Origin of the sequence: Brachybacterium sp. GPGPB12 (genome assembly GCF_038396325.1) — a bacterium.
GTDB lineage: Bacteria > Actinomycetota > Actinomycetes > Actinomycetales > Dermabacteraceae > Brachybacterium > Brachybacterium conglomeratum.
Map to the genome: position 1 here is coordinate 3114075 of NZ_CP149573.1, position 24688 is coordinate 3138762.

General features: G+C 71.9%; 20 protein-coding genes, 1 tRNA gene and 11 pseudogenes. 16 read left to right on the forward strand and 16 right to left on the reverse strand.

Annotation, left to right across the window (positions count from 1 at the left end; all coding sequences use genetic code 11):
* Positions 1-21: 21 nt before the first annotated feature.
* The 5 genes and pseudogenes from WKH84_RS18220 to WKH84_RS18240 all read left to right on the forward strand — a co-directional run bounded on the left by WKH84_RS18220 (position 22) and on the right by WKH84_RS18240 (position 3037).
* Positions 22-192, forward strand: coding sequence for a hypothetical protein (locus tag WKH84_RS18220; protein ID WP_341854671.1), 171 nt, complete (start codon positions 22-24; stop codon positions 190-192).
* Positions 193-281: 89 nt separating this feature from the next.
* Positions 282-1260: pseudogene (pheA, locus tag WKH84_RS18225) on the forward strand (prephenate dehydratase).
* A 43-nt stretch (positions 1261-1303) separates the two neighbouring features.
* A pseudogene (locus WKH84_RS18230) lies at positions 1304-1453 on the forward strand (DUF1905 domain-containing protein); the annotation flags it as partial.
* Between the two features lie 10 nt (positions 1454-1463).
* Positions 1464-1802: a YdeI/OmpD-associated family protein gene (locus WKH84_RS18235; protein ID WP_341854672.1), complete on the forward strand. Its 339-nt coding sequence runs from the start codon at positions 1464-1466 to the stop codon at positions 1800-1802.
* A 104-nt stretch (positions 1803-1906) separates the two neighbouring features.
* Complete coding sequence (locus tag WKH84_RS18240; RefSeq protein WP_341854673.1) at positions 1907-3037, forward strand: hypothetical protein; 1131 nt, start codon at positions 1907-1909, stop codon at positions 3035-3037.
* A 281-nt stretch (positions 3038-3318) separates the two neighbouring features.
* Here WKH84_RS18240 and WKH84_RS18245 read toward each other — a convergent pair whose 3' ends face one another.
* Both WKH84_RS18245 and WKH84_RS18250 read right to left on the reverse strand, forming a co-directional pair.
* Positions 3319-3903: a hypothetical protein gene (locus WKH84_RS18245; RefSeq protein WP_341856959.1), complete on the reverse strand. Its 585-nt coding sequence runs from the start codon at positions 3901-3903 to the stop codon at positions 3319-3321.
* 304 nt (positions 3904-4207) lie between these two features.
* Positions 4208-4717: pseudogene (locus WKH84_RS18250) on the reverse strand (acylglycerol kinase family protein); the annotation flags it as partial.
* Between the two features lie 62 nt (positions 4718-4779).
* Between WKH84_RS18250 and serS the strand changes: the two are divergent.
* Positions 4780-6036 (forward strand): annotated as a pseudogene (serS, locus tag WKH84_RS18255) (serine--tRNA ligase); the annotation flags it as partial.
* Positions 6037-6243: 207 nt separating this feature from the next.
* Positions 6244-7011 (forward strand): annotated as a pseudogene (locus WKH84_RS18260) (HAD family hydrolase); the annotation flags it as partial.
* Between the two features lie 12 nt (positions 7012-7023).
* Here WKH84_RS18260 and WKH84_RS18265 read toward each other — a convergent pair.
* From WKH84_RS18265 to WKH84_RS18300, 8 genes and pseudogenes are all read right to left on the reverse strand, one after another.
* Positions 7024-7602, reverse strand: a complete 579-nt coding sequence (locus tag WKH84_RS18265; RefSeq protein ID WP_341854674.1) for a glycosyl hydrolase — start codon at positions 7600-7602, stop codon at positions 7024-7026.
* A gap of 79 nt (positions 7603-7681) precedes the next feature.
* Positions 7682-7858: pseudogene (locus tag WKH84_RS18270) on the reverse strand (glycosyl hydrolase); the annotation flags it as partial.
* Positions 7786-8895 (reverse strand): hypothetical protein, encoded by a 1110-nt coding sequence (locus WKH84_RS18275; RefSeq protein WP_341854675.1) that lies wholly within the window; start codon positions 8893-8895, stop codon positions 7786-7788. The gene WKH84_RS18275 and the pseudogene WKH84_RS18270, both read right to left, overlap by 73 nt.
* A gap of 16 nt (positions 8896-8911) precedes the next feature.
* Positions 8912-11509, reverse strand: coding sequence for a glycosyltransferase family 2 protein (locus tag WKH84_RS18280; RefSeq protein WP_341854676.1), 2598 nt, complete (start codon positions 11507-11509; stop codon positions 8912-8914).
* Between the two features lie 223 nt (positions 11510-11732).
* The gene (locus WKH84_RS18285) at positions 11733-11921 is read right to left on the reverse strand and encodes a hypothetical protein (RefSeq protein ID WP_341854677.1); all 189 of its coding nucleotides are present in this window, start codon (positions 11919-11921) and stop codon (positions 11733-11735) included.
* 38 nt (positions 11922-11959) lie between these two features.
* A complete protein-coding gene (locus tag WKH84_RS18290) occupies positions 11960-12379 on the reverse strand; it encodes a hypothetical protein (RefSeq protein WP_341854678.1) in 420 nt (139 codons plus the stop codon).
* Positions 12376-13357 (reverse strand): annotated as a pseudogene (locus tag WKH84_RS18295) (NAD(P)H-quinone oxidoreductase). Before WKH84_RS18295 ends, WKH84_RS18290 begins: the two are co-directional and overlap by 4 nt.
* A 44-nt stretch (positions 13358-13401) precedes the next feature.
* Positions 13402-14378 (reverse strand): annotated as a pseudogene (locus WKH84_RS18300) (MDR family oxidoreductase).
* A gap of 198 nt (positions 14379-14576) precedes the next feature.
* On the opposite strand from WKH84_RS18300, the gene WKH84_RS18305 reads away from it, so the two are divergent.
* The 7 genes and pseudogenes from WKH84_RS18305 to WKH84_RS18335 all read left to right on the forward strand — a co-directional run bounded on the left by WKH84_RS18305 (position 14577) and on the right by WKH84_RS18335 (position 17304).
* A complete protein-coding gene (locus tag WKH84_RS18305; protein ID WP_341854679.1) occupies positions 14577-14936 on the forward strand; it encodes a GntR family transcriptional regulator in 360 nt (119 codons plus the stop codon).
* A pseudogene (locus WKH84_RS18310) lies at positions 14933-15070 on the forward strand (ATP-binding cassette domain-containing protein); the annotation flags it as partial. The gene WKH84_RS18305 and the pseudogene WKH84_RS18310, both read left to right, overlap by 4 nt.
* A 280-nt stretch (positions 15071-15350) precedes the next feature.
* Positions 15351-15434: pseudogene (locus WKH84_RS18315) on the forward strand (hypothetical protein); the annotation flags it as partial.
* Positions 15435-15552: 118 nt separating this feature from the next.
* Positions 15553-15816 (forward strand): hypothetical protein, encoded by a 264-nt coding sequence (locus tag WKH84_RS18320; protein ID WP_341854680.1) that lies wholly within the window; start codon positions 15553-15555, stop codon positions 15814-15816.
* Positions 15817-15827: 11 nt separating this feature from the next.
* Positions 15828-16574 (forward strand): hypothetical protein, encoded by a 747-nt coding sequence (locus WKH84_RS18325; protein WP_341854681.1) that lies wholly within the window; start codon positions 15828-15830, stop codon positions 16572-16574.
* Between the two features lie 26 nt (positions 16575-16600).
* Positions 16601-16688, forward strand: a tRNA-Ser gene (locus WKH84_RS18330).
* A gap of 208 nt (positions 16689-16896) precedes the next feature.
* Complete coding sequence (locus tag WKH84_RS18335; protein ID WP_341854682.1) at positions 16897-17304, forward strand: PH domain-containing protein; 408 nt, start codon at positions 16897-16899, stop codon at positions 17302-17304.
* Positions 17305-17313: 9 nt separating this feature from the next.
* Here WKH84_RS18335 and WKH84_RS18340 read toward each other — a convergent pair whose 3' ends face one another.
* Together WKH84_RS18340 and WKH84_RS18345 are read right to left on the reverse strand one after the other, a co-directional pair.
* Entirely contained in the window at positions 17314-18894 is a 1581-nt protein-coding gene (locus tag WKH84_RS18340) for a DUF1684 domain-containing protein (protein ID WP_341854683.1), read from the reverse strand.
* Positions 18801-19133, reverse strand: a complete 333-nt coding sequence (locus tag WKH84_RS18345) for a hypothetical protein (protein ID WP_341854684.1) — start codon at positions 19131-19133, stop codon at positions 18801-18803. Before WKH84_RS18345 ends, WKH84_RS18340 begins: the two co-directional genes overlap by 94 nt.
* A gap of 210 nt (positions 19134-19343) precedes the next feature.
* Here WKH84_RS18345 and WKH84_RS18350 point away from each other — a divergent pair, with 210 nt between their 5' ends.
* Together WKH84_RS18350 and ptsP are read left to right on the forward strand one after the other, a co-directional pair.
* Positions 19344-19934, forward strand: coding sequence for a hypothetical protein (locus WKH84_RS18350; RefSeq protein ID WP_341854685.1), 591 nt, complete (start codon positions 19344-19346; stop codon positions 19932-19934).
* A gap of 107 nt (positions 19935-20041) precedes the next feature.
* A pseudogene (gene ptsP, locus WKH84_RS18355) lies at positions 20042-21761 on the forward strand (phosphoenolpyruvate--protein phosphotransferase).
* A gap of 78 nt (positions 21762-21839) precedes the next feature.
* Here the strand turns inward: ptsP and WKH84_RS18360 are convergent.
* From WKH84_RS18360 to WKH84_RS18375, 4 genes are all read right to left on the reverse strand, one after another.
* A complete protein-coding gene (locus WKH84_RS18360) occupies positions 21840-22112 on the reverse strand; it encodes an HPr family phosphocarrier protein (protein ID WP_341854686.1) in 273 nt (90 codons plus the stop codon).
* Positions 22113-22738: 626 nt separating this feature from the next.
* Entirely contained in the window at positions 22739-23089 is a 351-nt protein-coding gene (locus WKH84_RS18365; RefSeq protein WP_341854687.1) for a VTT domain-containing protein, read from the reverse strand.
* Positions 23090-23184: 95 nt separating this feature from the next.
* The gene (locus tag WKH84_RS18370; protein ID WP_341854688.1) at positions 23185-23496 is read right to left on the reverse strand and encodes an antibiotic biosynthesis monooxygenase; all 312 of its coding nucleotides are present in this window, start codon (positions 23494-23496) and stop codon (positions 23185-23187) included.
* Positions 23497-23759: 263 nt separating this feature from the next.
* Positions 23760-24626 (reverse strand): Ku protein, encoded by an 867-nt coding sequence (locus tag WKH84_RS18375; protein WP_341854689.1) that lies wholly within the window; start codon positions 24624-24626, stop codon positions 23760-23762.
* Positions 24627-24688: the final 62 nt, after the last annotated feature.

Below are 24688 nucleotides of genomic sequence, written 5' to 3' on the forward strand. Positions count from 1 at the left end.
CCCCATCACGCCAAGGCGCTCATGGAGTCGTGGGAGGAGTTCTGCTGGCACCGGGACCTCGACCAGATGCAGGCGATCGGCGAGATCGACCGGATCCTGCAGGAGTGGGGACCAGCGGACCTTCTGCACGACCCACCGCCCGACCCCGAGGACGAGAGAGGCGAGTACTGGGAGCAGGGTCCGCCGTTCTGAGACAGGGGGATGCCCTGCCCGTCTCCGCCCAGCGCGGCCACCATGACCGGGCTCCGCGCCGGGCATCGGCACCCGAGTACCCTTCCCCCATGCGGTACGGATTCCTCGGTCCCGAGACGACCTTCACCCACCAGGCACTCCTCCAGGCGCTCACGGAGATCCCCGAGGAGTTCCGGGCCACGGAGCCCGAGCTGGTGCCCTTCGCCTCGGTCGCCACCGCCACCACCGACCTGATCGCCGGCGACATCGACGCGCTCATGGCCCCGATCGAGAACTCCGTCGAGGGCGGCGTCTCCGGGACCCTCGACGTGCTCGCCGCGACCGACTCCATCACGATCGTCGCCGAACAGACCGTGCAGATCACCTTCGTGCTCGCCGCCCGCGAGCAGACCGCGCTCGAGCAGACTGACCACCGTCTCCTCCCACCCGCACGCCCAGGCGCAGGTGCAGGGCTGGGCGCGCAGCAACGTGCCCGGCGCGAACATCGCCGCCGCCTCCTCGACCGCCGCCGCGGCCCGCGACCTCGCGAGCATGAGCGAGGACGAAGCCTGGGGCCGTGCCGCGGTCTGCTCACCGCTGGCGGCGGAGCACTTCGGCCTCACCGTCCTCGCCGACGGGATCGAGGACCATGCCGGCGCGATCACCCGCTTCGTGCTCGTCACCCGCGAGGGCCGGATCCCCGCCCGCACCGGCTCCGACAAGACCACCGTCGTGATCCAGCCGCCGCACAACCGCTCCGGCGCCCTGCTCGAGGCGCTCGAGATCCTCGGCTCCAACGGCGTGAACATGTCCCGGATCGAGTCCCGGCCCGTCGGAGACTTCCTGGGCCGGTACTCCTTCTCCCTCGACCTCGAGGGACACATCGAGGACCGGCGGGTCTCCGCGGCGCCGCGCTCCCTGCACCGGCTCTGCCCGGTGGTGCACTACCTCGGCTCCTACCCGCGGGTCGACGGCGAGCGACCCGAGGTGCGCGAGGACTTCGCCGACGGCGCCTATGACGAGGCGCACGACTGGCTCGCGCGCCTCACCGGCATGATCACCCCCGCCGACCCGACCACGGAGATCTGAGATGGCCCCGAAGGCACCCGTCACCGTCACCGGCACCGCTCAGATGCGCGCGATCGAGGAGCGGCTGATCCTGCCGGCGCCCGAGGAGGCGAGCGCGCAGCTGCCCTCCCGCGGGCAGGTGGCTGTGCATGCCGTGCTCGGCGGTCAGGAGCGTGACACCGTCGTCGAGCCCGACGGGCGCAAGGGGCACTGGCTCGACCTCGATGCCGAGCTCATCGATGCTCTCGAGGCGAGCGAGGGCGCGCACCGTCGAGTTCACCCTCACCACCACGAAGGACTGGCCCGAGCCGGAGGTCCCCGCGGACCTCGCCGCCGCGCTCGAGGACGCCGACGACCTCGCCGAGACCTGGCCGTCGCTCACGCCGATGGCGCGCTGGGAGTGGGTGCGCTGGGTCGGCTCGACCCGCAGCGAGAGCACCCGCGCGAAGAGGGTCGACGTCTCCATCGACAAGCCGCGGAACGGCTCGCGCCGCCCCTGCCGCTTCGACCTCTCCTCCTGCACCGACCCGGAGCTCGCCCGCGGCGGCAAGCCGCGGGAGTGAGGGGCGCGCTCCCTGGCACCCCTTTCGACCCCGCTATCCACATCGAGCTGGACGTCACCCGGCTGGATTTCCGGGGGAGGTAGTGTTCTCGCTGAGGGGGAAGAATGAACACTTTCATGGGAATGGAAACTGCGGGGGTTGAAGCCCTCGCGCGACGTTACGTCGCGGCGGCAGGGGAGCTGGATCTTCTTCAGCGGCGCCTGGCGAATGTCGGTGCAGAGGTGACCTGGGTCGGTGAGGACCGGGTCGGATTCGACCAGGTTCTGTCTGGAACTGTTCTGGGCCTCTTGAAGACCGGGGCGCAAGATCTGGCAACACATGGCGGACAGCTGTCGGTCCACGTCGCGGAGCAGGAATTGGCCAGCGCAGCGATGGATCCCACACTCGAGCATTCGGCGTCCGGATTGGACTTCATCGCGGCCTTGGGCACATTCGCCCCGCCGAGACACACCGTCCCGGGACCGGGGAACCGCTCTGGCCCGCCCGGGGGCGTTGGCATGGGTGCTCAGAACTACCTGACGGGCGGGGTGACCTCGGACGGGCTAGAACCGCGGCAGGTCTCCGAGGAAGAACGCCGCCTTGAGCTTCTGCGGGATGGCACGGGTGACTATTCGCTGACGGAGACTGATGTCGAGTACGTCCTCGAGAACTATCAGGTCTCGGAGGAGGAACTCGTCGAGTGGTCGGTGAAGGAGCCATGGCGAACCCTTGCTGAACTGGCGGGTCTCAGGAGCGAGACCGTGGAGATTCCGGCTTCGGAGGCCGAACTTCTCGACGGTCTGGGACCCTCGGGCATGCTCGAATTCAACGCCAACAAGGATCTTGCGGAGAGCGAGTCGATGGACAGGTTCCCCTCCGGCGACACGGTGGACAACCACCAGGATGCCTTTCGACACGCGTACATCAATGCGCTCACAGCCAACGATCTGGGCGATTCGTGGGCCACGGACTACTGGACTGCGCATGAGAGGATCCCCGGGAACCTCCCTGCGGTCGAAGCCATGGACCTGTACAACAATCAGGTCGGCCGACGAATTGCTGGTGAGAACCCCGGCGCGACCGATGCAGAGCTGGCGGATCTCGTAGAAGAGGCGATCCACAACGGGGAGATGGTCGTCATCAACTCCGACGGCGAGCTAGTGCCCTCCAATTCGATTGGAATGGACGAGACGGGGCATCCGGTGCCAGGAGAGTCAGCCGAAGGTCGGAATCCGGCGGAGCAGACATATGGGTGAATCAAGTGAATTGTCTGCGCCATTCGGGATGCGTCGACCCACGTCGCGCCGCGCCCTCGGGATCTCCGCGGCGGCGGCTGGGCTCGGCCTCGTCCTCGGCGGCCGCGGGCTCCTGCCTGGGCGCCGACGGGAGATCGAGGTGGCCGCGAGCAGCGGTCTCACCGATGCCGTCATCGCGGTCGGCGAGGACCACGAGCCGCGCGACGTCGCCACGGCCATCGGCGACGAGTTCGACTGGGACCGCTTCACCGTCTACACGATCGGCACGCCCGCGACGACGATCAACGAGGAGTCGGGGGTGGTCGTCGAGACCGGCGAGCGCTACTCCACGCAGGAGGTCCTGTACGTCTTCCACCAGGACGGCGAGGCGGTGCGCGGAGTGCCCCTGCCCTTCGAGAACCTGGCGCACGGAGCGGGGACCTGGTGGGGCCCGCGCACGCGCTCGTCTGGGACGAGGAGCGGGGAACCCGGCTCGAGGATCCCGACGCCTGAACCGCCGGCTCCCGCGGCCCGTCGGCCTCGCTCAGTGCTTCGAGGGCTCCGTGCTCTCCGGGACGCGCGACCCGCAAGACGCCGGGATCGACGGTCGCGATCAGGTGCGTCGCCTCGATGTCGGTGTCCCCGTCGAGCTGGACGGGCCGCGCCTTCGCCGTGGTCACGCGGATGCCGGTGGTCAGGTAGCGCTCCATCGTGGAGAGCTTCGGTCCCACCTTCGGCACGAGCTTCGGGTTGATCACCTGGGTGGCGACCTGGCTGAAGCCCGCCGCGCCGCGCCAGCCGGCGACGACCACCTCGAGGCGGCCGTTGTCGATCGTCGCATCCGGCATCAGCACGAAGCCGCCGGGGAGCTTGCCGACGTTGCCCAGCGAGACGGTGCGGGCCTTGTGGGCGTGGCGGGTGCGGTCGGGGCGACTCGACGACGACGTCGACCGAGCGGCCGAGGATCGTGCGGACCCCGCCGAAGACGTACGCGACCCAGCCGATGCGCTTCTTCATCCGCGGGTCGGTGTAGCCGATCATCTCGGCGTCGGCGCCGAAGCCCGCGATGACCAGGAAGATCTGCTTCGGCGCGGACTGCGCGGTCGCGGGGGAGTCCCCATAGCGCGACCAGCCGACGTCGACCTGGTGGTCCTTGCCGGTCAGCGCCGCGACCATCGCCGCGGCCGGGTCCTCCAGGGGGATGTCGACGTTGCGGGCCAGGAGGTTGCCGGTGCCGGAGGGGATGATGCCCATGCGGGTGTCGGTGCCGGCGAGGACGGAGGCGACCATGCGCACGGTCCCGTCTCCGCCCGCGGCCATGACCAGGTCCGCGCCGTCGGCGACTGCCTGCTCGGTCTGTCCGCGACCGGGGTCGTCGATCGTGGTCTCGTAGTACTCGACCTCCGCGCCCTCGACCCGCTCGACGACCTCGGAGATCCGTCGGCGGAAGTCGTCGGTGCCCTCGAACTTCGAGGGGTTCAGCACCACGGCGATGCGGCGGAGGCGCCCCGGGGCGTGCGCGTCCTCGCCGTCGTCGGACGGCTCCTCGGGCGCGCTGGTCCGCGAGGCCGCCGCGGCCTGGAGGGCGGAGAGCTCGCGACGGTGGCGACCGAGGCGTCGCAGCACCACGACCAGCAGGACGACGGCGATGATCGTGGTGACCACCGAGGCGATGCTCAGCAGAAGCAGGGTCAGATCCATGTGCCCACAGTAGCGGCGCGGCCCCGCCGCGATAGGCCCGCGCACGCAGGTACCCTGGAGCAATGATCGATCTGCGGCTCCTGCGAGACAATCCCGACGTCGTCCGAGCGGCCCAGCGGGCCCGGAGGCGCGACGCCTCCACCGTCGATGCGGTGCTCGAGGCCGACTCCCGCTGGCGCGAGGCCACCTCCGCCTTCGAGTCCGCGCGCGCCGAGCAGAAGGCCTTCGGCAAGAAGGTCTCCCAGGCCACGGGCGAGGAGAAGCAGGCACTGCTGGCCGAGGTCAAGCGCTCGCCGCCGACGTGAAGCGGCTCGAGGCCGAGTCCGGCGAGGCGCTCGCCGTCCGCGATGCGGCCCTGCGCGAGATCCCGAACCTCGCCGAGGGCGCTCCCGAGGGCCTTGAGGAGGACTTCGTCGTCCGCGAGACCGTCGGCGAGATCCCGAGCTTCGACGTCGAGATCAAGGACCACCTCGAGATCGCCGAGGGCCTGAAGGCGATCGACATGGCCCGCGGCGCGAAAGTCTCCGGCGCCCGCTTCTACTTCCTGCGGGGCGTCGGCGCGCGGCTCGAGCTCGCGATCCTGAACTCCGCGATCGACCAGGCCACCAAGGCCGGGTTCACCCCGATGATCACCCCCACCCTGGTGCTCGCCGGAGTCGATGGAGGGCACCGGCTTCCTCGGCGAGCACGCCGACGAGGTCTACCACCTCGACAAGGGCGACGACCTCTACCTCGTCGGCACCTCCGAGGTGGCGCTGGCGAGCTACCACAAGGACGAGATCCTCGACCTCTCCGGCGGCCCGATCCGCTACGCCGGCTGGAGCGCCTGCTATCGCCGCGAGGCCGGCGGCTACGGCAAGGACACCCGCGGCATCATCCGCGTGCACCAGTTCCACAAGGTCGAGATGTTCTCCTACTGCCGCATCGAGGACTCCTACGAGGAGCACGAGCGGTCGCTGGACTGGGAGCGGGAGATGATGGCGCGGATCGACGTGCCCTACCGCATCATCGACACCGCCGCCGGCGACCTCGGCACCTCCGCCGCCCGCAAGTACGACTGCGAGGCGTGGATGCCCAGCCAGAACACCTACCGCGAGCTGACCTCCACCTCGAACACCACCCAGTTCCAGGCCCGTCGGCTGAACATCCGCGAGCGCACCGAGGACGGACTGCGCCCCGTCGCCACCCTCAACGGCACGCTCGGCACGACCCGCTTCATCGCCGCGATCCTCGAGAACCACCAGCAGGCCGACGGCTCCGTCGTCGTGCCGGAGGGTCTGCGGCCGTATCTCGGCGGGCGCGAGGTCTTCGAGGTCGTGGGCGGCGCGCCTGAGATGCCCTTCCCCCGACCCCTGAAGCGACTGCGCGAGGCTCTTCGTCACCGACGGTTCACCCGTTCGTCGGCGGCCGATGGCACACTGCCGCGCATGGGCGCCTCCCTCACGACCACCGACCACACCGCCGCGCGGGAGCGTCTGGCCGAGCACCTCGACCGGCTCGACGGGAAGGCGTCGCTGATCGGCCTCGACGTCGACGGCACCCTCGTCGACCACGACGGGCGGATGACCCCGGAGATGCGGGACGCGGCGCGCGGCGCCGCGAGCACGCACACCGTCGTCATCGCCACCGGCCGCTCCCTCGGCGCGACCCTGCCGATCGTCGAGGCCGCCGGGATCACGCGCGGCTACGCGGTCTGCTCCAACGGCGCGGTCACCGTCGAGATGGACCCGGAGGCCGAGGGCGGGCACCGCATCGTCGACACCCGCTCCTTCCAGCCCGGCCACGCCCTGCGCACCCTGCGCGAGGTCGCCCCCGACGCGCACTACGCGGTCGAGACGGCCGACGGCGGCTTCCACTCGACCACCGGCTTCCAGGACGCGAGCTTCGGCGTCGAGGCGACCGAGACCGCGCTCGACGACCTGATGGAGCTGGAGGCGGTGCGCGTGGTCGTCCACGTCCCCGACCTCTCCCCGCAGGAGTTCTCGAAGGTCATCGCCGAGTCCGGGGTGCACGGCGTCGAGTACTCGATCGGGTGGACCGCCTGGCTGGACATGGCCGCGCCCGGCATCTCCAAGGCCAGCGCCCTCGAGGTGATCCGCGACCGGCTCGGCATCGAGCGGCGGGCGACCGTCGCCGTCGGCGACGGCTTCAACGACACCGAGATGCTCACCTGGGCCGAGGTCGGGGTCGCGATGGGGCAGGCGCCGCAGGGTGTCAAGGATGTCGCGGACGTCGTCACCGAGTCGATCTACGAGGACGGCACCGTGCTAGTGCTGGAGGGCGTGCTCGGCTGACTCCTCCTGACATCACCTCGTCATGAGCCACGCCAGCAGGTAGCCGCGGGTGTTCCCGTCGTCCAGGTGCTCGTCGGCCAGGTCCCGCGCCGCCTCGAGCGCCGCGTACCGCTCCTCGTCCCCGCCGAGCGAGGAGTACATGAGCGACCAGTCCCCGTACTGCTGATCGAACCCGCCCGATGCCGTGCCCTCGGCGACGTTCCGCCGCACCCGCTCCGGGTCGTCGGCCAGGTGGTCCGAGCTCGGCGACAGGGGCGACACCAGGATCGCGAGCGCCGCCGCGGGCTCCGCGGAGAACCACGTGGCATAGTCGCGCTTGCCGCCGAACTGCAACGGCAGCACCTGATGCGCGAAGCCGTCGTAGACCGGGTCCGCGGCGTCGAAGTCGGTCCAGTAGGTGCGCGCCGCGAGGGCCTCATGGGCCAGCGACCAGGCCGCCAGCTCCTCGAGCTCGGCGTTCCCGCGCGCCCGCGCCCACAGCTGCAGACCCGCCCAGGCGGTGGTCGCCTCCGAGCTGGACTCCTGGTTGTTGCCGTCGGCGAAGGGGGAGGTGCCCGACGCCCACGAATGCGAGGCGTAGGCGTCGAACACCCGCCGCACCGGCAAAGATGTCCGTCGCCGCGTCGCTCGCGATGTCGGCGGCGAGGGCGTCGATCACCGGTGCGATCTCCTCCGCGAGCTCCGGATCGTCCGCGGCGAGCGTGCCCGCGGCATACAGGAAGTAGCCGTAGTGGAAGTGGTGGTCGTTGAACTCCTCCGAGCCGAACGACGGGGTCAGGCCCACGACTCCCCGGTTCGTGGCGTCGTACGCGAAGCAGAAGGCGTCGCGCTCCGCCGCCGCACCCACCTCCGTCCAGCGGCGCGGCTGGGTGAGGACCCGCTCGCGGAGGACGGCGGCGGGCCCCTCGGCCCCGACCTGCTCCGCGATCGCGAGGAGCGCGCGTCGCGGTGCAGGGCCTTCCCGCCGAAGTAGGTGTCGGCCGGGTAGTCGAGCAGGGCGGGGACGTCGAGCGCGACCTGTGCGGCGAGCTCCTCGCGCCGCGCATCGTCCAGGCCAGAGAGATCCAGTGCCGCACGGGCCTCGCGTCGCGGCGCGGACCAGGTGAGCTCGGTCGCCTCGCGAAGCACGAGGGTGCCGTAGACGCTCGAATACGTTCCGAGCACGTCGCCGGCCGACGGGTCCGCGCCGTGGTGCGGCATCGCGGCGATGGCCGTCGGCCCGTTCCCGGCGGTGGTGTAGGTGAGGGTCGTCGTGGCCGCGTCCTCGGTGAGGGAGCGGGTGAGCGCGGTGCTCTCCACCGGCACGGCGAGGAGGGCGAGGTGTGCGGGGTCGGCGCCCTCCGGGAGGGCGAGGAAGGTTGCCGTGCCGCCGGAGGCGACGTGGCACCGAGTGCCGTCGAGCGTCCCGTCCTCGAGGGTGAGGGCGTAGGTGTGGGGGCCGACGGCGAGGGTGGGCGGGTCCTCGCCCACGAAGGGCGCCGAGAGGGTGAGCTCCAGGTCCGCGTTCGCGCGCAGGGCGACGCAGGGCCAGCCCTCGGCGATCGTGACGGTCGCGAGAGCGGCGCCCGACCCGTCGCGCAGGGTCATGGCCACCGAGGCCTCGTCGTAGGCCGTGACCAGGGCGGACTCCGCCCCGTCGACCGCGACCCCGAGCTCCGGGGCATTGCCGCCCATGAGCGTCCGCTCCGAGGTGACCACGGCGGGCAGGCCGAGGGTGAACCCGCCGTCCACGAGCGCGAAGGACAGCGGCGGCGGGTGCACCGGCTGGGGCTCCTCGCCGAAGACGAGGCCGGAGAACCAGCGGTTCGTCGGCGGGACCAGACCCTCGCCGAGGCGCACAGCATGCAGGTCCGCGGGCTCGGGGAGCGGGGGCGGCGCGGTCATCGACGCGTCGACCTCCTCAGTGGTGAAGGCGGGGCTGTCCGGCGCGGAGGCCGCGTCGCGGTCCGTGCATCCTGTCATCCCCGCAGCGAGCATCCCGAGCGGCAGACCGGCCAGCGGCGTGCGGCGCGCGGGCCTCATCGCAGACCCACGCGCGCAGGAAGTCCATCAGCGCATCGGTCGGGCCGGCGAGGACGCCGTCGTCGGTGAGCTCGACCCGCACCGACACCGGCGCGCCGTCGGTCGCGATGAGGTCCAGGTCCTCGCCCTCGAGCTCCTCGCTCGTGATCAGCGCCCGGCTGACCGCCTTTCCGTTCTCGGTGACGACCGAGGCGGAGACGACGTCGCCGATCACGGTGCGGTCGTCCGGCAGGAGGATCTCGGCGCGCGCGCCCTCCTCGAGCCGTCCGTAGTCCCGGGAGGTGAGCAGGAACTGCGCCTCCACCGCGCGGGGGCTGGAGCGCACGATCGTCGCCACCGGCGCCCCGGCGCCCAGGTAGTTGCCGGGGGTCGCGGAGAGCTCGGTGACCCGGCCGTCGGCGGTGGCGCGGTAGACGATCACCCCGGTCACCGGGTCGATGTCCATCGCGTCGTTCGAACTGGCGGCCAGGCCGTGCACCGCGTCCTGCTGCGGCTCGACGCTGGTCATCGTGAACAGCACGTCCCCGGCGGAGACCTCGTCCCCGAGGGCCACGGCCATGTCGATCACGACCCCGGGGGCCACCGCCGCGATCGCGTAGCGGGGCTGGACGATCGCGGCGCTCACGGAGGCGCTCTGGCGCTGGCGCTGGTTGAACACGAGGCTCAGCCCCGCGGCGAGGGCGAGGACGAGCAGGACGGAGGTCAGCAGGCGGAGGCGGGCGATCCAGGTCATGACGTGGTCCTCATCAGTCGGGTGCGGGAGTGGCGGGCCGCGACGGCGTCCGCCGGGGTGGACAGCGGGATCGGGGCGGCGAGCGCCGCGGAGGTCGCGAGCGCCTTCGCGCGGTCGGCATGGGCGGCGAGGGAGCCGGTGCGGGCCGCGCGGATCTCGCCGAGCGCGACGACCACGAGGATCAGCGAGCACCGCGGAGTTCACCGCGCACCAGAGCGTCGCGATCGAGGGCCGGCCAAGCATCGTGTCGCGCCAGATCCCGACCGCGGTGGTGCACAGCAGGAACATGAGCATGCACACCTGCGGTCCCATCACCGTGAAGGGGGAGACCTGCTTCTGCGCGCCCGTCACCGACCACGCCTGGTCACGGCCGGTCACAGCGTTCACCAGCGCCTTCGTGTAGATCGGGAAGGAGCACGCGGCGAGGGTCAGCACCTCCCAGCGGAAGGAGCCGAGCGTGAAGAAGGCCAGCACGATCTGCGCGACGTAGAAGCCGCCGTAGAACACCACCCAGGTGCCCCAGCCCACGTCCATCGACACCGGGCGCAGGTCGAAGAACACCTCGAGCGCCGGGACCATCAGCGGCACACCCGGCACGATGCCGGTGAGGTAGTGGGTGGCGGTGATGAAGTACATCAGCCGCTGGTCCAGGCTCAGGCGCCGCCGCGGGCTCAGCGGATTGGCCTGCAGCAGGATCTCGAACCCGCCGGTCGCCCAGCGCAGCTGCTGCTTCGAGTACGCGACGATCGTATCCGGCGCGTCACCGATCGCGAGGGTCGTGGGCAGGAAGATCGAGCGCCAGCCGCGCTCGTGGAGCGTCAGGGAGGTCCATACGTCCTCGGACTTCGAGTCCGTGACCATCCCGCCGATGTCGTCGATCGCCCGCCGACGGAAGATCACGTTGGTCCCTACGCAGAACGCGGCGTTGAAGTGGTTCCGGCCCGGCTGGATGAACCGGTAGAACATCGCCTGCATGTACCCCGCGCCGCGGGAGATGACGTTGTGGAGGTTGCCGTAGGTCTGCGGGGTCTGCACGAAGGCGACCGTCTCGTTGGTGAAGAAGGGCGGCGTCTCCTCGAGCAGGCCCGGCAGGGGCACGAAGTCCGCATCGAGGATCACGAAGAACTCGCTCTTGGCGAGGGTGAGGGCGTGGTTGACGTTCCCTGCCTTCGCGCCGCCGCTGCTGAGGCGGCGCACGTACCAGCGACCGATCTGCGCCGCGAGTGCCCGCACCTCGTCGCTGCGCCCGTCGTCGAGGATCCACACCTCGTGGCGGCCGCGGATCGCCATCGCGGCGGTCGCGGTGCGGCGGATGACCTCGAGCGGTTCGCCGTACACGGTGATCAGCACGTCCACGTCGACCCGCCGCCCATCCAGCCGCAGGGGCCAGCGGGAGGGGTCCCCGCGCTGGGGGAGGGAGGACAGCTGCGAGAGCGAGTACAGCTCGTCCCGTGCCCGCCAGTACTCGTGGTCGCGCACGTCCCGGGTGCCGGCGAGCACGGTCCACATGGCGCACAGCGCATGGAGCACGAGGATCGCCTCGGACACGATGACCAGCGACCAGGGGATCAGGTCGCCGCGGTGCGAGGGCTGGAGGAGGAACACCCCGTAGGCGAGGCATCCGGCCGTCGCCAGCGGCGTCAGCACGATCATCACGGGGGAGAACCGGTCGGTGGCCGCGGCGCGGCGGCTCACCGGGGTGAAGCGGTCGACGGAGGCGAGATCGTGGGCGGAACGGGGCATGGAAGCTCCTCGGCCGGCGGGCGATCGGGCCTTGCGAGGCCGCGATGCCCGATCCGGACCGAGGTCCGTCCCGCATGATGGGTGGGTGCGGCCAAACTAGGAGAACGGGGCGAATCGGACAAGTCCGATTCGCCCCGTTCACCGTTCCGTGACCTTTCCCTGGATCACGCCTTCCGGCGGCGTCCCCGGCGGTGGTCGCCAGACGGGGGAGCGACCTCGAGGATCACCTTGCCGATGTGGCCGCCCTCGCGCAGGATCGTGTGGGCGTCGGCCGCCTGCTCGAGCGGCGCCGCGCATGGATCGGGACCTGGATCGTGCCCGAGGCGAGCTGCGGCGAGACCAGGTAGCGGGTCGCCTCGAGGATCGAGGCCTTGTTCTCCACCGGGCGGGAGCGCAGGGTCGAGCCGATCACGCGGCGGCTCGCCCGCCAGCCGGGATAGCGTCAGGGGATCACCGACCGCGACGGCGCCGGAACTCCTGCTTCCACGCGGCTTCGACGCGACGGTTCCGCTCGCGCAGAGGGCGGTCCCAGCGGGGGTAGAAAAGGTCGGGGAGCGGGATGAAGTACATCATCGCCCACAGGAAGAGGACGAAGGACAGTGCGGCCAGCGGCAGTGTGACGAGGCCGAGGTAGATCCCTACCACCGGCGCGACGAAGGCAGCGAAGCACAGGCACATGACGCCGAACATCGGTGCGCCGAGCACCGCCCAGCGCTCGTCGCGCAGGCGTTCGCCGAACTCGCTGCCCATCCAGGCGCGAGCTCGCTCGGAGCGGCCGCGCCGGGCCCAGGCCGTGTAGGCGAGGCAGAAGACGCCGACGAGCGTGAGGCCTGCGGCGACGAGGAGTCGGGTCGTGAGCTGATCGCTCATGCGCTCCGGCGGCGGCGCCCGCGCCGGTGCCCGTCGGCCGACTCCTCGACCTCCAGGATCACCTTGCCCAGGTGGCCGCCGGTGCGGAGGATCTCGTGGGCGCGAGCGGCCTCGGCCAGCGGGAACCGCTCGTGAATCGGGATCTGCGGCTCCCCGGAGGCCAGCGGCGGCCAGACCAGGTAGCGGGTCGCCTCGAGGATCGCGGCCTTGTTCTCCACCGGGCGGGAGCGCGGCGTCGAGCCGATCACGCGGGCGCGCTTGGCCATCAGTCGCCCGATCGGCGCTCGCCGCTCGCACCGCCGAGCGTCCCGATGATCACCAGGCGACCGCCCTCGTTGAGCATCGCGACGTTGTCGGCCAGCGCCGAGCCGCCGACGACGTCGAGGATCACGTCCGCGCCGCCCGCCTCGCGCACCGCGGCGGGCAGGTCGATGATCCGGCGGTTCCACGCCTGGTCGGCGCCGAGCTGGGCGACGATCGGCAGGGCGTCGTCGCTGCCGACGGTGGTGAGCACACGGGCGTCCATGCCCTTCACGAGCTGGATGGCGACCGTGCCGATGCCGCCCGTGCCGCCGTGGACCAGGACCGTCTCGCCCTCGCGCATCCCCGCCTCGAGCACCAGGTTCGACACGACCGTCGCGGCGGCCTCGACCACCCCGGCCGCGTCGATCAGGCCCATGCCCTCCGGGGCCGGCGAAGTCGCTCCTCGGGGACCGCGACGACCTCGGCGTAGCCGCCGCCGGCGAGCAGGGCGACGACCTCCTCGCCGGTGTCGCGGCGTCGGCCGGAGACCTCGAGGCCCGGCGACTCGGAGGCGCCGCGCGGGGGCGGGTACTGGCCCGCGGCCTGCGCCAGATCGGCGCGGTTCACGCCTGCGGCGACGACGTCGACCAGCACCTCGCCGGGGCCGGGCGTGGGCTCGGGCGCTGACTCGGCGAGCTCGAGCTCGCCCTCGCCGACGATGGTGATCGCGCGCATGGTCCTCTTCTCGGTCCTCGGGTTCTCCGTGTCCGGGCTCGCCGTCATCGTCCCACCTCGACGAGGGTACGGCCGCGGACCTGCCCGGCCAGCACCTGCTGTGCAGCGGGGATCGCGTCGGCGAGGCCGATGGTGGTCGTCATCGAGTCCAGCAGGGCCAGGTCGAGCTCGCTCGCCAGCGCCGCCCAGGCCCGCTCGCGCGGCGGCGGCGGGCACTCGACGGAGTTGATGCCGGCGAGGGTGACGCCGCGCAGGATGAACGGCGACACCGTCGTGGGCAGGTCCGGTCCCTGCGCGAGGCCGAAGGCGGCGACCGTGCCTCCCCATGCGGTCTGCGCGAGGACGTTCGCGAGGGTCGTCGAGCCGACCCCGTCGACCGCGGCGGCGAAGCGCTGCGACTGCAGGGGCCGTCCCGCCTCCTCCGACAGCTCGCGGCGGTCCACGACCTCGGCGGCGCCGAGGAGCGCAGGTACTCGCCGTGCTCCTCACCGCGGCCCGTCGAGGCGATCACGCGGTGGCCGCGACCGGCGAGCGGCGCGATCGCGATCGAGCCGGCGCCGCCGGAGGCGCCGGTGACCAGCACGTCCCCGTCGGCCGGGGTGAGGCCTGCATCCTCGAGTCGCAGCACGGCGAGCATCGCGGTGAAGCCGGCGGTGCCGATCGCGGCGGCGCGGCGCGCGGTGAGGGTCGCGGGGAGGTGGACGAGTGCATCGGGCCGCACGCGGGCACGGGTCGCGAAGCCTCCGTGGCGGGACTCGCCGATCCCGTCGCCGTTCAGCACCACGCCGTCGCCGGGGGAGAAGCGGGCATCGGCGGACTCCGTCACCGTGCCGACCAGGTCGATGCCCGGGATGAGCGGGTGGGCGCGGGCGATGCCCTTGCCGGCCAGGGCCATCGCGTCCTTGTAGTTCAGCGAGGAGAACTCCAGGTCGAGCGCCACCTCGCCGGTCAGCAGGGACTCGTCGGCGTCCTCCTGGAGGCGCGGTGCCGCGCCCTCGGAGTCGATCAGGATCGCGCGCATTCGAGGCTCCTCACGGTCGGGCATCACGGTCGGCACCAGCGTATGCCCCCCGACCCCGATCCTGACCTCGACCCGGACCTCGACACCGATCCCGCCCTCGACGTCGACACGACCCTTGACGGCCCGCCGGTCCCATGGTTCATTAGTGGGGTAATGAACCAATGAGCCGCAGTCGCGGCGCCGACCCCGGAGGTCCTCGTGCTCGACGAGTCGAAGCCCCTCTTCATCGCGGTGGCGGAGCAGATCGAGGACGGCGTCCTCGATGGCACCTACCCGGAGGAGACCCCCGCGCCCTCGACCAACGAGCTCGCCGCCTTTCTGCGCATCAACCCCGCCACCGCCGGCAAGGGCCTCAACCGCCTGGCCGACGCCGGCGTGCTCGTCAAGCGGCGCGGCGTGGGGATGTTCGTGGCCCCCGGCGCCACCGACCTGGTGCGGCGCCGTCGCCGCCAGGACTTCCGTCAGGCCTACATCGCCCCGCTGCTGCGCGAGGCGGACCACCTGGGGCTCACCGCCCAGGAGGTCATCACCATGCTCACCGAGGAGAACAACCGATGACCGTCGTCGAGACCCGAGACCTGACCAAGCACTTCCGCGACGTCGCCGCGATCGACCACGTCGACCTCGACCTCGACGAGGGGCGCATCCACGGCCTGCTCGGCCGCAACGGCGCCGGCAAGACCACCCTGATGAAGTCGCTCACCGGCCAGACCTTCGCCACCTCCGGGCAGATGCGCGTGTTCGGCGAGGGCCCCGTGGAGAACGCCGCGGTGCTCGCGCGGACCTGCTTCATCCAGGAGAGCCAGAAGTACCCCGACGGCTTCCGGCCTCGGGACGTCGCGCATCGCCGAAGGCCTCTACCCCGCCTGGAGCCAGGAGCTCGCCCGCGAGCTGATCGGCGAGTTCCGCCTCCCCGAGAAGCGCCCCATCTCCAAGCTCTCGCGCGGCCAGCTCTCGGCCGTCGGGATCATCCTGGGCCTCGCCTCGCGGGCCCCGCTGACCTTCTTCGACGAGCCGTACCTGGGACTCGACGCGGTCGCGCGGCGACTGTTCTTCGACCGGTCGCTGGCCGACTTCGCCGAGTATCCCCGCACCGTGATCCTGTCCACCCATCACATCGACGAGGTCTCCAACCTCCTCGAGCACGTGGTGCTCGCTGGACGGCGGCCGGGTCGTGATCGACGCCGAGGTCGAGGAGGCGCAGGCCGCGGCGATCGAGGTCTCCGGCCGAGCCGACGAGGTCCGCGGGTTCGTCGGGGACGCCGACCTCCTGCACTTCCAGGAGATCGGCGCGCTCGCCACCGCCACGGTCCACGCGGAGCAGGGGCGCGAGGAGCGAGCCCGGACCGCCGGGCCGCAGGTGGGGCCCGTGTCCCTGCAGAACTACATCGTCCACCGCACCAACACCGCCGCGGAGCACCCCGCGACGGTCTCCTGAGAGGAGCTCCCATGCGATATCGCAGCGTCATCGACATGCACGTCGTCAACCGCATGCAGGCATTCGGATGGCGACCCATCATGGGCGCCATCTCCCTCCTGCTGGTCCTCGCCATCGGCGCCATCATCGGCGACCAGGGGCCGGAGATCCGGGCCGGCATGTATGAGGGCATGACCTGGAACGGCGCGATCTTCGCCCTGCTCGGGCCCATGATCGGCTACGGCTTCACCTCGATGGGCCAGTACTTCCCGCTCGCACTCGGCCTCGGCCTGACCCGACGGGAGTTCGCGACCGGGGTGAGCCTCGTCTTCCTCGCCAACGCGGTCGTCTACTCCGTGGTCATCACGATCGGCAAGATCATCGAGGTCGCCACCGGCGGCTTCGGACTGCAGATCCGCTTCTTCGACGTCTTCTACACCGGCACCGGACCCGCCTGGCAGACCCTGATCCAGACCTTCCTGCTGATCCTCGGCGTGCTGTTCCTGGGGGCGGCGATCACCGCCGCCTACCTGCGTTTCGGTCAACCGTTCCTGTGGATCACCGGAGCGGTGCTCGCCGTGCTCGCGGTGGCGGCGCTGGCCGGGATCATCCTGCTCGACGGGTTCGGCGGCGGCCTGCTGGAAGTGCTCACGATGGGCTGGGGGCCGTGGATGGCCGTGATCGCCGTGATCGGCGCGGCCTCCGCCGGGGTCTGGCGCTGCTGGTGCGCCGCACCCAGACGCGCTGAGCGGGCGGGGCGCGGTTCGGCCGGACGGTAGACTTCCGCGGGTGCCTCCGAGCACCGGGAGGGTTGTCAGAGCGGCCGAATGAGATGGTCTTGAAAACCATTGTGCAGTGACCCTGTACCGCGGGTTCGAATCCCGCACCCTCCGCTGAACTGGGCCTGCGGCGTCCGTCGCCGGGGCCGTGTCCCGCGGGGGCGGGCGACGTCGTGGTGAAGGGGGAACGTGGCCGAGGTCAGGTATCGCGCGATGCGGGTCTGGTGGGTCCGGGCCGCGCTCGGCGTGGTCTTCGTGCCCGTCTCCCTCCTCGTGCTGGGCGGCGGCGTCCTGCTCGCTCACCGCCGAGTCCGTCGCCGGAGTGCTCGGGTTCCTGCTGTGCCTGTCCCTCGCGCTCTTCATCGGCCTGGTCTGGTTCGTGGGCACCAGGTTCCAGTTCCTCGTCGACGACGAGGGGATCACGATCGTCCACTACGTGCGCACCCATCGGATCCCGTGGGAGCAGGTCGCCGTGATCGAGCAGAGCGGCTCCTACTGGACCACGGGCGCCGCGGTCGTCGTCGCGCGCGAGCCCGCCGGACGGCGCATCACCGCGCTCGCGACCACGGATCGCATGATGCTGTACCGCGGGGAGAACCCATTCGACACCGTCCGAGCCGGGAATGCACCGCGCCGCCCCACCCTCGCCGCCATCGAGGCGCACCTCCGCTGGATCGCCGCGGCGAACGCGCGGATGCAGGGTCGGCAGGACCCGTGGGCCCTGCACTGACCTGCGCGCTCAGCGGTCCGTCGGCTCCACGCGGCGCTCGCCGGCGCGGACCGGGACCGGCAGGTGGTTGCCCTCCGGCGGGCGGGGGCAGGTCGCCGAGGTGCTGAAGGCCGAGGGGAAGTTCAGCGCCCGGTTCAGGTCCACCTCGATGCGGTCCCCGTCGATCCGCGCCTCCACCTGACGCCAGTCCGCGCTCTCCGCGCCGGAGGTCTCGTCGGTGAACACGAGGGTCGAGCGGCCGGTCACGACGAGCTCCACGTCCTGGCCGTCGATCGTGAAGCGCGCGACGCCGGGGGAGGGGATCTCCGAGGTGAGCCAGGGCAGGACCGAACCGACCGTGATCTCCGTCGGGCGCGGGACGAAGGTGCCGGTCAGCACCGCGTCCGGGTCGTGCTCGAAGGTCGGCACGCCCTCGAAGGCGGTGCGTCGCGGGGCCGACGGGTCCAGCAGGCGCGGCCCGATCCGGTCGCCGCGGCGGATCACGTCGATCTGCACGTCCTCGCCGAAGCGGGCCAGGCGCACGTCGGCGGCCGCGCCGACGGTGACGCGGGTGTGCTCACCATGGTGCTCGACGAGCGCCTCGGGGGCGTCCGCCAGCGGCTCGAGCGCCTCGCCCTCCCACTCCGCCTCGAGCACGTCGCCCTCGCGCTTCCAGGTGCCGGGCACGCCCTCGATCTCGCGCGCCCCGTCGGCCGGGTCGATCCAGTGCAGTCCCACCTGGGAGAGGATCCCGTGCGGCGCGGCGAGGCCGCGGTCGCGACGGTCGCGGAAGGCGATGAAGTCCTCGGGGGCGGATGCGGTCATGGGAGCCTCCTGCAGGTCTCGGACGGGACGCTCGCAGTCTGCTCCCTCTTGCCCCGCACGTCGAGGGCCCGTGTCATGCGCGGTCATCCGCCGAGGCCGTCGACCTCCGCACGCGCCCATGCGGCGACCTCCCGGGCCACGTCGCGGTCGAGCGCCGTGGGGGAGCGACGCAGGAAGGACGGCCGTCCGTGCGGCGCGCCGGGACCGTCGGGGCCGAGGTAGGAGCCGGGCGGGAGCGGGCGCGTCGCCGCGAGCGAGCACCGAGGCCGCGCCCTCCTGCGCCGTCATCGCCAGCGGACGGGACGTGGCGGTCACCAGGGCGTCCAGCCGGTCGGAGCCGGTCGCGTTCTGCAGGTTCGTCAGCACCCAGCCGGGGTGGACCAGCTGGAGGTCCACCGGGGAGCCCGACGCAGTCAGATGCTCGGCGAGGTCGAGCCCCCACAGCATCGTCACGAGCTTCGAGCGGCCGTAGGCGGCGCGCAGCGACCACCCGCCGCGGCGGAAGTGCGGATCGGTGAGGTCGATGCGTCCGAAGGTGTGGGCGTGGGAGGCCACCACCACGACCCGCTCCCGCACCGAGGGGAGCGGCAGATCCGTCAGCAGCAGCGGCGCGAGGGCGTTGACGCCGAGCATCCGCTCGAAGCCGTCGGCCGTCTCCTCTCGCCGGCGGGTGACCAGGCCCGCCACGTGGATCAGCAGGTCGATCCCGGTCCCGGCGGTCTCGCGGCCGATGGCCTCGGCGACCGCGCGGACGGAGGAGAGATCGTCGAGGTCCAGGTCGACCACGCGCACCGCCCCGGGTCGCCCCGTCTCCGCCGTGATGCGGGAGCGGACGATCTCGCCCTTGGCCCGGCGCGCACCGCGAGCACGAGATCGGCGCCCCAGAGCGCCAGCTGCAGCGCGGCCTCGCGGCCCAGCCCGTCGCTCGCGCCGGTCATGACGACGGTCCTGCCGCGCAGGTCCGGGGCGGGCAGATGCTCCCAGCCCAGCGGGGTGCCGGAGCGTGCAGATCGGGACCGGATCACGGGGGCTCCTGAGGGGTGCGGCGGCATCGCGTGCTGCGGCGGACGCTAGCGGTGCGCCGCGGAGGGGTCAACGCCGAGGCCGTCGGCGGTGGTCGGCCGTCGCATGAGAGGCGCCTCATCACCGTCTGGGGCGTCTCTCATCGGACCCGTGTTCTCTGTGGTCACCGAGAAGAGGACCCGGGCGACCGGGACGACGAAGGAGTGATCACGATGCGTGCGAAGACGACGATCTGGACCGTGGCGGCCGGCACCACCGCGGCCGTGCTGATCCCGGGCGTGGCCTATGCGATGGTCGGCGGCGGCGAGAGCGCCCCGCGCACCGTCGAGGACGCGGTCGTGCGCGCCGGCCGACGGCGCCGCGCAGGCCTCCATGGCCTCCGCTCCGCCGGCGTCGAGCCCGGTCGAGCCCGCCGCCGCGCGCCGCCGGCGACGGAGACGATGCAGAGCGCGGGGACCGCTGGTGGCGAGGTCAGCGCCGTGACGGCGGTGAGCGCGCCGACGGCGGTGAGTGCGGCCAGCGCGGCGTCGCCGGCGCCTGCTCCCGCGGAGGCCGCCGACGTGCAGTCGGCCCAGCCCGCCCCGTCCGCGCAGTCGGCCCCGTCGGCGCCCAGCGCCCAGAGCGCGCAGTCCGCGCCCTCTGCGCAGTCCGCGCCCACCCCGGCGTCGGCGCCGTCGGCTCCGAGCGCGCCCTCGGCCCAATCCGCCCCGTCGGCCCAGTCCGCACCGAGCCCGGCCTCCGTCCCGTCGGCCCCCAGCCCCGTGTCCGCGGATTCTCCGCAGTCTCCCGACTCCGCGAACTGAGCCGGCCCCTCCCACCACCGAGGACCTCCGGAGGTCCGCGGCGAGGTCGCGCCGCGTAGCATGTGCGCCAACCAGGAGCATCCGGCCGGATCGAGGAGATGACGACGATGGTGCAGTACACAGGTGTGGCAGTCAGCCCCGGACGGGTGATCGGCACCATCCGCACGATGGCCCCGCCGGTCGCCGAGCCCGCGGCGGATGCGACCCTGCTTGAGGGTGCCGATGCGCAGGCCGAGTCCGAGCGGATCCCCGCCGCGGCCGCCGCCGTGCAGGCCACTCTCGCCCGCCTCGCCGAGCGCGCGAACGGCGATGGGAAGAAGATCCTCGAGGCGACCGCGCAGATGGCCGCAGACCCCTCCCTCACGCAGACCGCCCAGGGGCTCGTCCTCTCCGGCGGAAAGACGCCCGAACGGGCGGTGTGGGAGGCCGGCGACCAGGTCGCCTCCATGCTCGAGAACCTCGGCGGGTACATGGCCGAGCGCGCCACCGACGTGCGCGACGTCCGCGCCCGCATCGTCGCCGAGCGCGCGGCGAGCAGGCCCCCGGCATCCCCGAGGTCGACGAGCCGTTCGTGCTCACCGCCATCGACCTCGCCCCCGCCGACACCGCCACCCTCGACCCCGCTCGGGTGCTCGCCCTGGTCACCTCCGACGGCGGCCCCCAGTCGCACACCGCGATCCTCGCCCGCCAGCTGGGCCTGCCCGCGATCGTCGCCGCGAAGGGGATCCACGAGTTCTCCGACGGCACCGAGGTGTTCATCGACGCCGGCTTCGGCACCATCACCGACGAGGTCACCGAGGAGCACCAGCGCCTCTCCCAGGCGTGGGCCGAGCTGCAGCGCAACCCCCTGACCTACGAGGGCGGGGGAGGGGTCCTCGCCGACGGGACCCGCGTGCAGGCCTGCTGGCCAACATCGGCGGCGCCAAGGACGCCGAGAAGGCGGCCGCCGCCCACGCCGACGGCGTGGGCCTGTTCCGCACCGAGTTCCTGTTCCTGGACCGCGAGGACGAGCCCGGCGTGGAGGAGCAGACCGCCGCCTACGCGGAGACGTTCGCGCACTTCCCGGGCAAGAAGGTCGTGGTGCGCACGATCGACGCGGGCGCCGACAAGCCCCTGCCCTTCCTCACCGACGCCGACGAGCCCAATCCCGCCCTCGGCGTGCGCGCCTATCGCACCTCCTGGGAGAAGCGCTCGGTGCTGACCAACCAGCTCGACGCGATCGCCGCCGCGGCGAAGAGCACCGAGGCGAAGCCCTGGGTGATGGCGCCGATGATCGCGACCGTCGACGAGACCGAGGACTTCGTGGGCCTGTGCCGCGAGCGCGGCCTCGAGCCGGCCGGGATCATGGTCGAGACCCCCTCGGCCGCGATCACCGCCGACCGCCACCTCGCCGAGTCCGACTTCGCCTCGATCGGCACCAACGACCTCACCCAGTACACGATGGCCGCCGACCGCCAGCTCGGCTCCCTCGCGCACCTGAACTCGCCCTGGCGACCCGCCGTGCTCGCGCTGGTGAAGGCCACCTGCGACGGCGCCCGCGCGGCCGGCGGCGACCCCGAGGCGTTCGGGGAGAGCGCGAACAAGCCCGTCGGCGTGTGCGGCGAGGCGGCGGGCGATCCCGGACTCGCGGTGGTGCTCGTCGGCCTCGGCGTGAACTCGCTGTCGATGACCCCGCGCTCCCTGCCCGCCGTCGCGAAGGTGCTCTCGACCGTCACCCTCGAGCAGGCCAAGGACCTCGCCGCGAAGGCGCTCGCGGCCCGCACCTCCGAGGACGCGGTGAGCCTGGTCCGCGCGAACCTGCCGATCCTGGGCGAGCTGGGGCTGTGAGAGGCTGACCGGTCCCGACGCGAGAAGGGCGCCCCACCAGCTGGTGGGGCGCCCTTCTGCATCGGGTGAGGCTCTCGCTCACTCCTCGGCGTCGAGGTCCTTCTCGAGCAGGTCCGCGAGAGCGTTGACCGACTCCTCGGCCCCCTCGCCCTCGGCGCGGAGGGTCACCTCGTCGCCGTGGCCGGCACCGAGGGTCATGAGCATCAGCATGCTCGAGGCCTGCACGGCGCCGCCGCCGGCCTTCTCGATGGTCACGGTGGCGAGGCGCTGCGCGGCGGCCTGGGCGAAGATGCCGGCGGGGCGGGCGTGGAGCCCGGAAGCGCTGGCGATCGTGACGGTGCGCTCTGCCATGGTGGATGCCTTTCGATCGAGTGGTCCCGCGGCCGTGGGTCGCGGGCGAGAAGTCGGGGACGGCTCGGGCGGGGTGCTCAGTCCGTGTGACGCGAATATACCGGGGACGCGATCCGCTCGCGCACCTCGGCGTACAGGGGGTGGGACGGCTGGAGCCCGGTGATCTCCGCGGTGGCGGCGTCCGGATCGGTACTGACGCGCGGGCCGGGCGGCTCGCTGCGGCCGGTCGGTGCCGTGCCCTCTCGTGGAACCGTGGGCCTGCTCCGTCGGGGTGCCCCGCAGTCCAGACCCGGACGGGGCCCCGGCGCGCCCTCGGACCCGACGTCGAGCGAGGTGAGCGGGGCTCATGCGTCGTCGGTCGCCCCGGCCGTCCCCGCCGCCCCGTCCGCAGTGCGGGTGGCGCGCCAGCGCCGGTAGGAGAGCACCGTCAGCACGATCACGACCAGCCAGGAGACCGCCACCACGCCGCCGTGCGGCGACGTCCGGGGAGGCGAGGAAGGCGCCGACCGCGATGAGGGAGACCTGGCCTGGCAAGCTGGCCAGCGCCGTCGCCAGCAGGAACTCACGGCTCGGGATCCCCAGGGCGCCGCCGCCGTAGTTCACCGGCCAGTAGGGGATCCCGGGCATCAGCCGCGCGGCGTGCATACCGCGTAGAACCCGCCGCCCTCGAGGCGCTCCTCGACGACTCCCCGGTGCGAGCCGAGCGCCCGCATCACCGTCTCGCGGCCCAGGGCACGGGCGAGCCAGTACGCGCCGAGGCGACCGGCTGTCACCCCGATCATCGACAGGAGCGTGCCGGGACCCAGGCCGAACAGCATCCCGCCGGCGACCGCCATGATCGTCACGGGGATCGGGGTCAGCGCCACCAGGGCGTAGAGGCCGATGAAGGCCAGCGGTGCCCAGGCGCCGAAGTCGTCGATGTCCGCCCGCGGCTCGTCCAGCGAGGGCAGGCGCACGTTCAGCGCGAGCCACACCATCGCCAGCGACGCTGCGACGAGCGCGACGTTGCGCGCGATGGAGCCCCAGGGCGTGCTGTCCCGCTCCGCCCCGGGGCTCGTGCGCTCGGAGGTGCTCAGAGGGCGCCCTGCGACTCCGTCCCCGCGGGGATCGGGGTCATGCGGGTGACGGTCGCGGGGCCCTCGATGAGGTCGGCGATGTCGGCGCGGAGGATCTTCACCTGGTCGCTGTCGCCGTGGACGTCGAGGTCCTCCGCCGTCGTCCACTTCTCGATCATCGTCACGGTGCCGTCCTCGGCGTCGTGGATCGCGTAGAGCTCGCGACCCTTCTCGGTGTGGACGGCCTCGATGCCGCGGCGCATGGCCTCGGCGAGCTCCTTCTGCTTCCCGGGCTTGGGCTGGAACACGGCGGTGACGACGACGGTCATGGGAACTCCTCGGGGGGCAGGAACACTGATCGTCCCCATGGTGCCGTGCTCGGCTGAACCGTTCCACCGCGTCCCACGCGGTCACTCAGCCGTGCTCATCGGCGGACGATGCCCGCGAGGCGCGGCCCTCGGGTGCCGACGTGGCGCTCTTACCGGTCACCGCGCGGCCTCACGCGGACTTCTTCGAAGCGCCTGATCTCTTGGAGGTACCGGACTTCTTGGTGCTGTTGGATTTCTTGTTGCTGGACTTCTTGGTGCCGGATTTATTCTTCGCCGGACTTCTTCGCGCCTCCGGATTTCTTAGTGCCGCCCGACTTCTTGGTGCCGCCGGATTTCTTGGTGGCGCGCGACGTCTCGTTGTCGCTCGCTCCTGTGTCGCCGCCGCGGCGCCTCCGCACGCCGCGCTCGAGGGCGTCCATGAGGCTGATGACCTTGCCGCCCTCTTCCGAGTCCTCCCCGGAGCTCTGTTTCCCGAAGGTCGCGTCGGTGTCGACCGTGTCGCCTTCCTCCAGCTTCGCCTCGAGCATCCGGCGCGGCTCCGCCTGGTACTCGTCGGTGAACTGCTCGGGATGGAAGTCGTCGCTGAACTGCTCGACCAGCGCGGCGGACATCTCCATCTCCTTCGCGGAGACCTTCGACCTCGAGGGCCCGAAGTCGACGTCCTTGAGATCGGTCGGCCAGCGCAGGGTCTGCAGGGCCAGCAGGTCCTCGTGCACCCGGAGCACGCCCAGGCGCGTCTTCGTCCGCGGCGTGAAGGTGACGATCGCGGTGCGCTCGGTCTCCTCGAGGGTCCTCCGCAGCAGAACGTAGGCCTTTGAGGAGCGGCCGACGGGCTCGAGGAAGTACGAGGTGCCCAGCAGGATCGGGTCCACCTGGTCCGAGGGCACGAACTGGACCACGTCGATCTCGTCGTTCTCCTCCGCCGGGAGGGCATCGAGCTCCTCGTCGGAGAGCACGACCGTCTTGTCGCCGTCCTCGTATGCCTTGTCGATGTGCTCGTAGTCGATCTCCCGCCCGCACACCTCGCAGCGCCGCTCGTAGCGGATCCGCCCGTGGTCGTCGTCGTGCACCTGGTGGAAGGAGATGTCGTGCGAACGTGTCGCCCCGTAGAGCTTCACCGGCACGTTCACGAGTCCGAAGGTGATCTCACCGCTCCATATCGCACGCATGCCCCATGACACCACGGGGCGCG